Raw genomic sequence first — 12,281 nt, forward strand, 5'->3', positions numbered from 1 at the left:
GATTATATAACTCTAAAAAGAAGAATGTCAACGTTTTCTTTCAACTTTTATGTTTGTTTTAACAAAAAAAATCCAGATAGCCTTGTAGAAACAAAACTTCTGGAACAATCGAGCGATCTATTTGACGGTATACTGAATTTTCATCACAATCGCTTGTGCGTAATCGCCGAAATTTTTGCCAAACAAATTAATGCCACCCCGATGCTTCGCTTCCGGCTTAATTCCGATCCGAAAGGAAATAAACGGCTTGCTGTCAAGGTTTAGATCCTGCAGCGTGCTTGTTGAAGAAACCACATTGTCTACAGCGCTGTATTCGTTGCTTACCCGCCATGTTTTGAGCAGCCCATACTGCGTGCTGCTATCCCCCCACCATGAAGGATTAAGTCTCCCTCGATGGTCCCCGAAATCGCCCGGAGAAAGCCAGGAACCAATATCGACATCGTTAATCCATACCGTTATATCGGAAGGCCAGTTGTTGTTGTAATTCGGCGCTTCCGAACAGAGCTCCAGCGAAAATTCGATTGAATTGATGTTGATTTTCCCGGGTAAAGCCTTAGGAAACCGATATTCGATCCACCCCTGGCGCAGCCAAATAATTTCGGCGTCCTTACACGCCGGATTATAAAAACTCGCCGGGTCATCTTCTTGAATAAGCATACCGTTAACGCCCGCAATGCCGCATGTCGGGGCGACGTCGAAATTAAAGAAATGACCAAGAGGCATTTCGACTTCATAGGTAAGGTTATCATTCGTGTAGGTGGCAATAGGATTCAATATCATCCGTACATCGTCAAAGTTCCGGCTGCATACCTTCATGGCTCCGCGCGTTGCCGGCAGCAGTTCAGTGAGGATCAGTTCTGCCTCTTCAAGCACCTTAACGTTAATTGCGGCTGTTGATACGGGAATACCCAGCGCGTGGGCAATCTCCACGACATTCAGTGTCGGTTTGTCCAGAAGCAGTTTGATGATGCTAATCCGCGTGTGAGAAGAAAGTGCATGAGCAACCTTCACAAGTTCATTCGGTTTATTAATCGAGAGCTCAAGCATGATCACGACCACCTTTTCAAATGTAATTCCTTCTACTAGTTTAAACATGTATTCTTCATTTTGTCCATTTTTTTTGTAATAAATCACTTTGTCCGCGTTAAATCAACATATACACATAAAAGGCGAGCGTTCATCATTCCGATGATATAATATATCTGTCGAAACCGCCCCTCCCTTACCATCAATTTACAAAATACACACTGCCTTTAATGATTTGAGAATAATCATCCTTTACGATCAACTAGAAAATAATAGAGTCGTACAAGGAGAGGTACTTCATGTTGAAACGTTTCATTCTTACGGCAGCACTTGCGATTACAGTAGGGGCAACACTGCTGACTGGAGCTTCAGTAGAACCGACACCGGCGCACGCAGCGAGGCTATGAGGTCAAGCTGCTGACGGATCCAAGCAAGGTTCTCGGCAGCGACTTCAAGCTGACAAGCACCGTGCTGAGTACTTTCGCAATGCCAACGACAGTAACGCTATGCCATTACGAACAATGATAGCAATGCAGCTCTGACACAAGTTAATAGGGAAGGCGCTTCAAAACTCCCGTTATTACGGTCCGGTACTGGCAAAAACGTATGAGAATCGTTTCCTTCAGATTAGAACGAAAGTCTTACATAATATTACCAGATTAAAATAGGACCTACCCCATTGTCCAAATCTACCTGCTATATTATACTAAAATCCGTCAAAATACCCAGGAGGAACCAAAAGGATGAAATCCATTACGAAAAAGACACTCATAGCAACTACGATAGGCGCAGCTATGCTCATATCTGCTGGTGTTGGCGCATTCGCCGCATCAGGCTTTACAATCAAGGTTAACAGCAAGGTCGCGAATGTCGATGCGCGGGTTATCAATGGATCGACTTACCTGCCTCTTAAATCTATCGGCCAGCTCCTCGGCGCGAAGGTCAACTATGATGCAGCTACACGCACCGTAACCGTCGATAATGGACAAGCCCCGAGTGGCACGCCTGGAACATCAAGTTCTACGGGTGCGAAGGCTTATCCGGTAAACGTTAACGTCACCAATGGCCCGTTTAATATGACAATCTCCAAAGTTACAATTGACCCGGCATACAAGCGCTCGGAGTATAGTACGCCGATTAGAGCGGTCGTGCTTGATGTGAAAATCGAAAATACCTCCGACCAGGAATTAAGTTGGCACCCTGAAACAGGAGAAATAGTAACGAACACTAAAGAGCAATTAAGAGCATACTCTGATATAATGGGCAATTACAAAGGCAAGGTTGCTAAGACTGGTAAAATTGACTTTGAAGTTAAAGGCGATTTAAGTGGTATTACGAGTTTTACGTATTTCATTGATGGCGCATATGATTCAAAGACATACGACGACGTAGGCGAAGATACACAAACGGATATTATCCTGAAATAGAAAAAGAGCCGCCCAATATGTGAACTTAAATAAAGGAAAGTGCGCTAGGATTTGATGTTTTATATCATGTGTCACAATGTAAGGTGACTCGGGCATTTCAACTCAGTTGAGATGTCCTTTTTTTGTTTCAGGTGTCGGAAGGAGCCTGAGTGAAAGTACGGGGGCTAATAAAGGCATGGGGTTAACAAGGAGCTCAATGCGCAACAAGTGTTATGATATCCCCAGTCATGGTCGCCTAAAAGGCGACCTCTCTTTTTGAGACGACTTGCGAGACAAGTTCTTTTCACCCGACAAAAAAACAAATCCCCTGCTTCACCACTGTACGGGGAAAGAAGGAGATTTGTTGGTTTTCATATTCTGACTAATGGCTAATATCGCATTTGTTTAATATAAATGAAATTTGATTTTCAAGTCGATTGATCGTTTCCTGATCTGCTTGCTGAGCACGAAGCGATTCGAGCTCCTGCTTGAGTTGATGCAAATCATCGCCTGCATTGGCACAATCATAATTACTCTCGAGATTTTCAAGCATGCTTTATCCTCCAATCGATATGTAGTGTAGTACTTGAACTATTATGGTGGAAATTACTTCATTTATTCATTTGGCCCAGATTTTACGGCATAGTTCATGTGAATCTGCGCATTACTAATGGAGAATCTTAGGAAAGGAGTAGTTGAGCTTGGCCGACATAAAGCCTAACGGTTCACAGCATGCCGCACCGCCATCGGATGATCCGAAGAAGCAAGGCAGGTCCGCAGCAAAAAAGAAATCGAAGTAATATTTACAGGCTGCCAATGAAGGCAGCCTGCCCGTTACTTCAACAAACCAAAAAGGGGCTGCATCTGCAACTCCTACGCTATCGTTCCCATTTAGCGTAATGAATATGCCGAATGAACCGAAACGTGATTGTGGTTATCCTAAATACCTGACATTATCCTGAATAACAATCAAGTTATGGCTCTTCATACTTATTTGTAATTATCCATTTCCAGTGTTCAAGTTTTACTCTTATCTTTATTGGTACTTCAGACGATCCATATCTGACCTTTTTCGTTTGTTTTTCTATTCCTGCATAACTATACCTTATCCATACTGTACCATTAACAAATGAGTGAAGAACCTTACCCTTACTTAACTTGAAGTATATCTCATCATTAGGCCCACTTAGTGGATAATTGTTAAATTTCAAAAAATCGTTTTTAATAGAATCTGAAACTGTTTCGCTTATCTTTATGCCATTCTTTCCATTCAAATATATCGAAGTTATTGTTTCTTTCACACTTCGTAAAATCCAAAGGTAAAAAAGTATATACATGACTAAAATGGATACTATCAACACTGCGATCAAGGTCTTCAAATTGATTTTAGTCTTCATATTTCCCCCTCACAGGTATTTCAGATAAAGTCTTATAAACGAACTTCGCAAATATCCATAGTGGAAGTATCCTGAAGGATGTTTGAACTAACATGCCCATTAGGCAGGCTGCATTATTGAAGTATTCGTTCTCAGTTAAATAACCCTCGGAATGATGGTCGGCCTCTAAATCATTCTTTTTTATAACCAAGAACCCTTCCTAAAATATATTTAGTATCTACTGGGCCAAATAAAATAGTATCCTCAGCTCTCCCCCAATTGTCACCGACCACGTATATTTGATTCCCAGCAATTTTTTGTTCTTCAACGTTCAAATCGAAATAACTTTCTAGCGAGGAATCGACACATTTTTGGTTACATTGGTCAGGATGACTTTTAAAAAAGTTATGTATTCTTCCCGGTGCTGTCCAACCTTTATGGGCTTTCCCATAGAATGATGACAACATGTTATTATTGATATAAATTTGCCCGTCAATTATTTTAATCGATTCTCCAGGTCTTCCAACTATTCTAGCTATATTCTTATCCGGTTTCCTTTCAGTGTTAGGATTTTCGTAGTATACAACATCACCTCTATTGAAATCATTACTACTATAGAAAGTCAGATCTATTACAATATTTTGATCAGTATATTCACCGCCCAATCTAACCATTGAATCATATCTGTATTGAATAACTTTATAATTATCTTTCATGTCCACGTATGGAGGTTCTTGGGGTGTTGATAGCTCAGACCTTCAAATTGCATTCGTTTTAAAATGACCTACTTAATATCCAATATTGATTCGATTGAATCTCCGCAGGGAAGCTTTCCCTATAAATAAAAAAAGACCCGCAGTAACGGGCTACGAGCCTAAGCTATATTTAATAAAGGGGGGTCAAGATTTATTATAGACTCATTTCATTAAGCTGAGCTAAAGATTGGGTTTCGTCCGTGTTACATTTAGTAAGATTTAGTGAGCTAAAGTACCCGTTAGCGCAATAACTCATTTTATTAACCAATCGGTATGTACTCTCCGTTGAAATGATATAGATAACCGTTGTCTATACGGATATAGCCGAGTATAAAGTGACCTCTATCCCTGTATAAAACACTGGAGTAGTTTTTATTATCTTTATTACCTTCCGCAACCAATATTCTGTTGTCATCACAAGCTAAAACAATTCCGATATGATCGTGAGAATTATCAGAAAGAAGCTTCTCGAAAATAACAATATCACCACGTTCTGGATTGAATCCATCTTGTCTATCGTAATAGAAAAATCCTGTTTCAGGCAGCTGGGCCCAATCCAACCATGCACCAACCCCAGCTAATCGATACATGCGGTTTGGATATCGAATTGGCAGTAGCAATCCTACCTGTATACAGCAGTAGTATACGAAAGCAGCACACCAATTCTCCTTCAGCACTTTATAGATATCCGAGTCCGGCCAATACTTGCAAATTTTCCGATAACGTTCATCTTCCGGGACGCCAACAATATTTTGCCCAGCAAACATTTCTGCAAAATCAGCCAGCTTAAGTCGTCTGTCTTCATTGTTTCTGTTTAATGTTTCCGTATCAACGTTGGATTCCGCATTTACATTTCCCTCTGGAATCCCCAATTCAATAAATACATTTTGCAGTCTACGTGTATCTGCATTCGTTAAATTGTTGCCTGTATTGTGAAAGTACAACTGCAATAAAATCGCGTCTTTAATAATTTCTTCATATGGTCCATGGGCTAGATGTCTATCTTCTTGATAAAAGATCGATCTAAGAATGACTGACATCTCTTCATCGGAAAAAATTTGGGTGCTACGTATAATCGGTCTTACAGCATCTGCGCTGTTGTGGCCAGGGAAGGTCTTTATTCCAGTTTTATAGAAATAAAAATCGTGAAGCAACCCCGCGATCGCAGCAATTTCCCAATCTTGTCCTCTTCTCAGAGCGAGCATCGAAGCAAAAGTTGAAACACCTGACAGCTGATCGCAAGTCTCCTGTTTCTTGGAGTTACTCTCTATTGAAAGAAGCATTTCTTGAACTAGAGCTCGCACACACTCAAGCCGCTTAGTCTTCTTCTCGCAGATCAAAATTACGCCTCCCTATTCTTGAAATAAAAAAGGTATAGCAGCCAGCTGAGGCTTACTATTTGGGGAGCATATCATTATGTCGGCAGCCTGTTGTCGGTGTTCTAAAGTACCCGTTAGTGGAATAGAAATTTCACTTCGGGTGGACCTTTAAATCTTCACCAATCAGCTTTATTCCATCATAAATGACACCATCGTCATAACTCTTGATATCAAAGTAACCATTGTAATAATTCCAAACATCTGGACGATTCGAAAACTCGGCAATAGTATCAATTATGCGTCTGAATAATTTGGTTGCTTCAGTTTCTGTAAGATTCCCCTCAATCATAAGTCTGAATTTAACATCTTTTTTACCATCAAAAGAAGATGCTGTTGTAGCAATCCCATCAAGTTTTCTAAAAGAGTCCTCAGTTTTTCCTACTGCATCGTAAATATCAATGTTTGGTTTCTTAGTACAAGATACAGTTAATAAAAATGAAATAAGTAGTAGGACGAATACTATCTTTCTACTCAACAACTTCACCTCCATTCCTGCATCATATGATACCACATATTGGAACTAACCTGCCCTTTACTTCAATAAAAATGGCAACTGATCACCTGGATCAGCTGCCATTTTGTTGTTATGAACTAAAGTGCCCGTTAGCTTAATATTTTCAAATTATAGCTACAGTTTTTTTATCTGCGTTCCGATTTCTTTTTCCATCAATTGATAATCAATAATTGAATAATAATTCATTTTATTATATAAACTCATTGCGTTTTCATTTTTCGAATCTACCATAAGGCACACTAATGGACAATTTAAATCAGCAAGCCTTTGTTCAACATCCTTTATCAAATGTGTGCCAATAGATCTATTTCTGAATTTTGGTAAAACCGCTAAATGATAAATCCATCCTCTTCTTCCATCAAAAGCGCCAATAATTGATCCAATTATTTTTTCGTTAAAAATAGCAACTAAAAAAAGTTGGGGATCTCTTTCGAGCTTCTTTTTCAAGGATTCCAGATCATCACCAGGACGTAATTCAAGACCTGAATCGTTCCATAATTGTACTAAATCATTGTAGTCACTCATTTGAAATTGCCGAATAGTAGTATCCTGCATATCTTCATCCCCCAACTAGGTATTTGTTTATTATTGTAAAATAACATGAATATCATGGGGATGCAGAAAATTACAATTTATTTGCATTTCTTAGTTCTATTAATGTTCAAGTAATCTGCCCGTTAGCGGAACAGGCTGCCGATGATGCCGGCAACCTGTCATTTTCAGACTATCGTACATAATAGATTAGTCAAACTAATCAGATTTTGCTTGTCCAAGAAAACCAGCCAGGACATTCGGATCTTGTCCATTGTATCCCTCAATTACCCAACTTAGTGTCTTTCGAGGTTTATTTAACCAAGGTGGATTGGATTTCGGCATAAAGAAAACTGTCAGATCGTCATCGTATTCTTGATTAATAGCCCATGCTAAAAACTCTAATGTACGCCAACCGGCAGTTGATTCATCAATTTCAAATTTTACATACCACGTACCTTCTACCCATTGACCTTCCTTTGGGTTGGGGTGCCCGCCACAACTGCCAATTGTTTGAACACTCTCAAAAGAATTAAGCACTTCGATCAAACTAGCTATGTTTTCGTCGAATCGATCCATAAATTCACTTCCTAATGTGTAATTATCGGTAATCTCGATCTAGTTCATTTCAACACAAATTGTCACTATTCTGACCCGTTACTTCAACAAACGAAAAAGGAGCTGCCACGTAGCAAGCCCCTCAACTATCGTACTCGTTAGCTCATTAACTTAGTTGGTGTTCCCTTAAAAAAGAGCTGTTGTATTCATCTTCGATAAAAACTTGTCCCCAAGGTCCACTTTTCACCAAATTCCTACTGAATCCATACTTAACACCAAACTTTATATATCCAAGGGGAATTTGATTATATAAAACTGCAACGGAGTTTCCATCCATCGACCACATTATCTCAAAATCCTTCTCAGAAGGAGTGTGAATCAATGCGTATACTGATGCATAATCTTTTGTTGCTGGAGGAGGTCCACTATTATAACGTATTGATTCATTTTTCTCAGGGGCTTCAATACGATTATACAACCAACAATCAGCTACTGGTTCATTTTCATTTGGGTTAGTAATATAGAGCCAGCACGATACACCATCATCCTCAATAATTGCAAATCGTAGTGATGCTTCATTTTGAGCTGATACAAAGACATTAGACATGATACTCCCCCAGTAAAAATCCTTCTCTTAATCATAGCATTTATTCCGTTAAACGTACTCGTTCGTTGAAAAACGGCAGCCTTTATGCCGCTGCCGTTTCTTCGTGCTTATTGAGCTATTGTGCCCGTTAGCTTAACCCAGAATCCATATGGCGGATCGAGGGGCGACAGCGTTGACCCGATCTGATTTTTATAAGCTCTTATAAATTTCTTTAATAATCGGAAATGCTCTATCCTCAAGAATCGAAATCTCTTGGAGCATCGCTTTGCATTGTTCGCGATCTTTCAGCTCTTGACCAGGTGGTTCAGTATAAGAATAAGTCTCCTTCAACACTTCATATCTAGATGAAACTTTCCTATATGTATCCATGAGTTCATCGACCAACTTAAGATTTAGCCCATGAATTCTCTCTTTTATTTCATTTAAAAAAATAATAACATGTTGCCTCGCTTCTCTTAAGATTTCAATAAACAGACTAAAGAAATACTTGTCCAGCTCATTTTCTTCTATCGCATCGAACCAACGCCCATAGGCTTTTGACCCAACGAGATATGTTTTACCACCACATTGATAGCTTCCCATTTCGTTTAATCGGATGACGAATTCGAGCGCCTCTTTAAGAGACTCACGATCATCTCTGGGTTGAGCCTTAGCTGCCCAATGCAAAGATATTAACCCACTCGTTTGAACTGCCTGAGATGCCGTACGACTATTTATACAATGAATACAAGGACAATGACTGAATCCTAATAAGTTCCAAGGGATGACTTCCTCGCTATTCTGATGCCCTGTATGCCAAGAGTATGTAAAATATCCAACTTCATCATATCCATGAATAACCGTAATTTGATTAGGTTGATCTATATTTTTGGCAAATACGGGTTGCTTGGCGTTAATAGCAAGTTTTGCTTTCTCCCATGCCTCGACCTGCAATCGTTCAAACTCGTCACCCTCAGCAGTAACGTGGTAACCCGAAATTTCTATCCCAAGATTGCGAGCCAATCGGAAAACATCAGGCTCAGGCGGCCCGCCGTTCGGTTCAACCAGGTTGTCACCAAGTACATGCAGGAAAGCAAGACCTGTCATGCCATAAATCCATGAAGTACTTATCGGAATTTGATAATAGTCAGCAACCGACTTGATCGCACCGACATGTGTAGAATCGATGCCTGCAAAACTGTAATTTTCTAATTTTCCAAGGTAATTAGGCTGAATGAGCATATCTTCTTTCATAAGCACCCCCCTCGCACAGTTATTGGATAATATCACCTTATACATATTCTTCCAAACACATTATCTTCCTGCAATAGGACTTCAGTATTTCCTATCTATGTCAATCCATTCCGAAATAATTGAGCTAAACTGCCCCGTTAGCTCAGCAGGCAACCAATAAATAACGGCAGCCTTGTGCCGGCTGCCGTTTTTCTTGGTCCTTACTGAGCTATTGTGTCCCTTTTGTTTAGTAAAACGCAAGGCAACGATTGCTCAAACATTCGAGTCTATACGTTAATTTCCAAGTGTTGTGTTGAATTGAATAGTTCTATGTTCCAAGTGTCCTGATTATAATTGATCATGTTTATGCATGTGTTCTTAAAATCTGTATGTTCTAAATTCTTATCGTCTTGGATGGACATAAAGATAGATCTTAGCACGTGACCATGCGTAACGATAATTCCACTCTTATTCTCTTTTTCACTTAAGATAGTATTAAGACCATTCATAGATCTTCTCATCACGGATTTTCTATCTTCACAATCAGGGATCTTGCCTTCCGGAAACAATATGTCTATTTCAAACTTTGTTAACCCAGCAACGCCACAACAGTCCTCTTCGATGAAATGAGCCATTTCTTCAGGCTCATTTATTTTAACGAGGTCTCCAATGATGAGAGCGGTTTCTTTTGCACGTGATAATGGGCTGGTCACTATGTAATCCCAATCAAATGCTTTCAAAAACATTCCAGCTAGTTTTGCTTGCTCTCTACCAGTATTATTTAAGTTTAAATTTGTTCTTCCGGTATATTTGCCATAGGCATTCCAATCAGTTTCCCCGTGTCTTACCAGACATATAGTTCTCATGGACACCTCTCGAATTTCATTCAGTTGTGTTTATTGTATTACCGTATCCGTTACCTTAGTGTTTCATGGAAAGTACACACTCCAAAACCTTATTTCCGAAAGTTTGTATGTCTTCTAAATAATCATAGCCTGTTGGGCTTTTTTCGGTTTGATTCAACATTCGCACTGCCACTACATCATGCTCTGGAATAACCAAAAGAGCATTCCCAAATATCCCGAGGGATTGATATGTCCCCTTCGGAAGATCTCCTCCAAGTTCTGACAACGGGCGGGGCTTATCCTGTACCCACCAAAAGAATCCATTTCGTGGTAAAGTATCGTCAAGGGCGGATGGAGTTATTATCCTCACGGCTTGTTCAAAAACAGGCTTGGGAATTTTTTGTTCCCCATCAAAATTACCTTTAGTAAGATGCAGGTATCCCCAAAATGCCAGCTCCCGCGTACTTACAAAGAGATTCGCTTCCCCTCCTTGATTATCCGCATAACTTTCGTTAACCCAAACGAGGCGCTCACTGTTTTCTTTTCTCCAACCTGTTTCGGAGAATCCATATGGTTTCAGAATCTCGTCTTCAATGACCCGAGCCAATGAGCGGCCAAATACTTTTTGGACAATCCTAATAAGAAGGTTGACACCCACGTTATTATATTTCCAGTCAGAACCTGCTGGGAATATTCTATTCATTGGTCTATTCAAACCGTGTGTATGCGTTAAAAGATGACGAATGGTTGTACCAGCAATCGCGTCTTTGTCAAGATCATCAAGATCATCAAGATAATCAGAAACAGAATCGTTTATGCTTTTAATCCTTCCTTCATAAATCGCAAGACTGATAGCGAAACCTAAATAAGTCTTTCGGATCGATGCAATATTAAACTGTGATTTTTCATCCACATGCCGACCGTGTGCTGAATGCTCATGGCGTCCAAAGTACCACTCATTTACAATAACACCATTCTGAATTACCAATACAGATGCTGCCGATGAAGTAACAAGATTTAGTATTCCGAACATGTATTGGTTAAGGCTCTCAAAGAGATTCTCTTTGACTGCTACTTTAAAGTTCATATTCATCCCCCTCAAGATGCGCTTTCTCTTTAATGATAACATTTACCATTCCGCAAAACTGCCCGTTAGCGCAACAGGCTTTTGATAAAGGACAGACTGTTGTAATCAAAGCGTGATCTCCTCATGCATAAAGGTTAACGCGTTCGGTTGTTTACAGATCGCGATTTTGGATAGTATGATTAGTGACATTGCACATGATAAGCCATTGATTGCGCAGCTACCAAATTAGGAATGGGAGAAGTCCAAAATGCCAAACATTCAAATTGAAGGAAGAGGCTCCTATGAAGTTGCAGAAGGTACTAAACTTGTGCTTGCCCTGGAGGATAACGGGGTAGATATATTGCACCGCTGCGGCGGCAATGCCAAATGCACGACGTGCCGGGTCGAAGTGGATGGAGACGCCGGTCCGGTTGGTGAAGCGGAAGCCGCTCTTCTGCAGGCCAAAGGATTTGAGGAATCGAACATCCGCTTATCGTGCCAGATTCGAGTACATAACGATCTAACTGTAAAACCGGTGATGACGGTATCGTCATCCGGCCTGGAGCGAGGCAATCGGCCGCAAGACTAACCGATCGCGAACCGACTTCCGGGCTCTTAACCACGCTAAGGCATCTAGCATGAGGTGTTCAACGTGGTTTTTTAATGGATGGCCTTGGGAACCAGCTAAGCCTTATACGAACATGTCGTGATCCTAGCCATATCCGTCGATACGCTTCCCATATCGGATAAAAACAGCAATCGATAGTTTAACGCTTCTAAGTGTTTGGAAAGTTGCGTTAACTGCCCGGTAGTTGAGAAACGGCAACCTTTTACCGGTTGCCGTTTCTTTAATATTTATTAAGCAATAGTGCCCGTCCCTCAGTTTTAAGGGTTTATCTCACATATGCTCACTCATTCGCAGGATTTCATCACCTTGAAATAGATATGGAGGTGGAGAAAGCTATGGGCGGATGCCGTTAGCCCAGTAACTGGGTATGCGGGAACA

14 protein-coding genes are annotated in these 12,281 nt (G+C 40.4%); 2 read left to right on the forward strand and 12 right to left on the reverse strand.

Annotated features, from left to right (window positions below; all coding sequences use genetic code 11):
• Positions 1–117: 117 nt before the first annotated feature.
• Positions 118–1,047 (reverse strand): ArsR/SmtB family transcription factor, encoded by a 930-nt coding sequence (locus tag AC0LWF_RS27350; RefSeq protein WP_474654635.1) that lies wholly within the window; start codon positions 1,045–1,047, stop codon positions 118–120.
• A gap of 722 nt (positions 1,048–1,769) precedes the next feature.
• On the opposite strand from AC0LWF_RS27350, the gene AC0LWF_RS27355 reads away from it, so the two are divergent.
• Positions 1,770–2,453 (forward strand): stalk domain-containing protein, encoded by a 684-nt coding sequence (locus AC0LWF_RS27355; RefSeq protein WP_474654636.1) that lies wholly within the window; start codon positions 1,770–1,772, stop codon positions 2,451–2,453.
• A gap of 361 nt (positions 2,454–2,814) precedes the next feature.
• Here the strand turns inward: AC0LWF_RS27355 and AC0LWF_RS27360 are convergent, their stop codons facing one another.
• The 11 genes from AC0LWF_RS27360 to AC0LWF_RS27410 form a co-directional block, all read right to left on the reverse strand.
• Entirely contained in the window at positions 2,815–2,985 is a 171-nt protein-coding gene (locus AC0LWF_RS27360; protein ID WP_219837643.1) for a DUF2524 domain-containing protein, read from the reverse strand.
• A gap of 421 nt (positions 2,986–3,406) precedes the next feature.
• Positions 3,407–3,733 carry a hypothetical protein gene (locus AC0LWF_RS27365; RefSeq protein ID WP_474654637.1) on the reverse strand — a complete coding sequence of 109 codons (327 nt, stop codon included), beginning with the start codon at positions 3,731–3,733 and terminating at the stop codon, positions 3,407–3,409.
• A 266-nt stretch (positions 3,734–3,999) separates the two neighbouring features.
• Positions 4,000–4,524, reverse strand: a complete 525-nt coding sequence (gene lepB / locus AC0LWF_RS27370; protein ID WP_474654647.1) for a signal peptidase I — start codon at positions 4,522–4,524, stop codon at positions 4,000–4,002.
• Between the two features lie 299 nt (positions 4,525–4,823).
• On the reverse strand, positions 4,824–5,903 hold the full coding sequence (locus tag AC0LWF_RS27375) for a CHAP domain-containing protein (protein ID WP_474654638.1): 1,080 nt from the start codon (positions 5,901–5,903) through the stop codon (positions 4,824–4,826).
• Positions 5,904–6,033: 130 nt separating this feature from the next.
• Positions 6,034–6,417: an IolE/MocC family protein gene (locus AC0LWF_RS27380; RefSeq protein ID WP_474654639.1), complete on the reverse strand. Its 384-nt coding sequence runs from the start codon at positions 6,415–6,417 to the stop codon at positions 6,034–6,036.
• A 153-nt stretch (positions 6,418–6,570) separates the two neighbouring features.
• Positions 6,571–7,011 carry a GNAT family N-acetyltransferase gene (locus AC0LWF_RS27385; protein WP_474654640.1) on the reverse strand — a complete coding sequence of 147 codons (441 nt, stop codon included), beginning with the start codon at positions 7,009–7,011 and terminating at the stop codon, positions 6,571–6,573.
• 195 nt (positions 7,012–7,206) lie between these two features.
• Positions 7,207–7,566, reverse strand: coding sequence for a hypothetical protein (locus AC0LWF_RS27390; protein WP_474654641.1), 360 nt, complete (start codon positions 7,564–7,566; stop codon positions 7,207–7,209).
• A gap of 145 nt (positions 7,567–7,711) precedes the next feature.
• Entirely contained in the window at positions 7,712–8,152 is a 441-nt protein-coding gene (locus tag AC0LWF_RS27395; RefSeq protein ID WP_474654642.1) for a hypothetical protein, read from the reverse strand.
• A gap of 189 nt (positions 8,153–8,341) precedes the next feature.
• Entirely contained in the window at positions 8,342–9,385 is a 1,044-nt protein-coding gene (locus AC0LWF_RS27400) for a hypothetical protein (RefSeq protein ID WP_474654643.1), read from the reverse strand.
• A gap of 266 nt (positions 9,386–9,651) precedes the next feature.
• Positions 9,652–10,230 (reverse strand): histidine phosphatase family protein, encoded by a 579-nt coding sequence (locus tag AC0LWF_RS27405; protein ID WP_474654644.1) that lies wholly within the window; start codon positions 10,228–10,230, stop codon positions 9,652–9,654.
• 55 nt (positions 10,231–10,285) lie between these two features.
• Positions 10,286–11,296, reverse strand: coding sequence for a serine hydrolase domain-containing protein (locus AC0LWF_RS27410; RefSeq protein ID WP_474654645.1), 1,011 nt, complete (start codon positions 11,294–11,296; stop codon positions 10,286–10,288).
• Between the two features lie 247 nt (positions 11,297–11,543).
• On the opposite strand from AC0LWF_RS27410, the gene AC0LWF_RS27415 reads away from it, so the two are divergent.
• Complete coding sequence (locus AC0LWF_RS27415) at positions 11,544–11,864, forward strand: 2Fe-2S iron-sulfur cluster-binding protein (protein ID WP_474654646.1); 321 nt, start codon at positions 11,544–11,546, stop codon at positions 11,862–11,864.
• The last annotated feature ends 417 nt before the right edge of the window (positions 11,865–12,281 follow it).

This window comes from Paenibacillus sp. sgz302114, assembly GCF_056120345.1.

Bases quoted from the DNA above. Each gene is read 5' to 3' on its own strand.
- AC0LWF_RS27395 (WP_474654642.1), bottom strand. From the start codon at position 8,152: ATGTCTAATGTCTTTGTATCAGCTCAAAATGAAGCATCACTACGATTT.
- AC0LWF_RS27405 (WP_474654644.1), bottom strand. From the start codon at position 10,230: ATGAGAACTATATGTCTGGTAAGACACGGGGAAACTGATTGGAATGCC.
- AC0LWF_RS27390 (WP_474654641.1), bottom strand. From the start codon at position 7,566: ATGGATCGATTCGACGAAAACATAGCTAGTTTGATCGAAGTGCTTAAT.
- AC0LWF_RS27400 (WP_474654643.1), bottom strand. From the start codon at position 9,385: ATGAAAGAAGATATGCTCATTCAGCCTAATTACCTTGGAAAATTAGAA.
- lepB (WP_474654647.1), bottom strand. From the start codon at position 4,524: ATGAAAGATAATTATAAAGTTATTCAATACAGATATGATTCAATGGTT.
- AC0LWF_RS27355 (WP_474654636.1), top strand. From the start codon at position 1,770: ATGAAATCCATTACGAAAAAGACACTCATAGCAACTACGATAGGCGCA.
- AC0LWF_RS27410 (WP_474654645.1), bottom strand. From the start codon at position 11,296: ATGAACTTTAAAGTAGCAGTCAAAGAGAATCTCTTTGAGAGCCTTAAC.
- AC0LWF_RS27360 (WP_219837643.1), bottom strand. From the start codon at position 2,985: ATGCTTGAAAATCTCGAGAGTAATTATGATTGTGCCAATGCAGGCGAT.
- AC0LWF_RS27415 (WP_474654646.1), top strand. From the start codon at position 11,544: ATGCCAAACATTCAAATTGAAGGAAGAGGCTCCTATGAAGTTGCAGAA.
- AC0LWF_RS27385 (WP_474654640.1), bottom strand. From the start codon at position 7,011: ATGCAGGATACTACTATTCGGCAATTTCAAATGAGTGACTACAATGAT.
- AC0LWF_RS27350 (WP_474654635.1), bottom strand. From the start codon at position 1,047: ATGCTTGAGCTCTCGATTAATAAACCGAATGAACTTGTGAAGGTTGCT.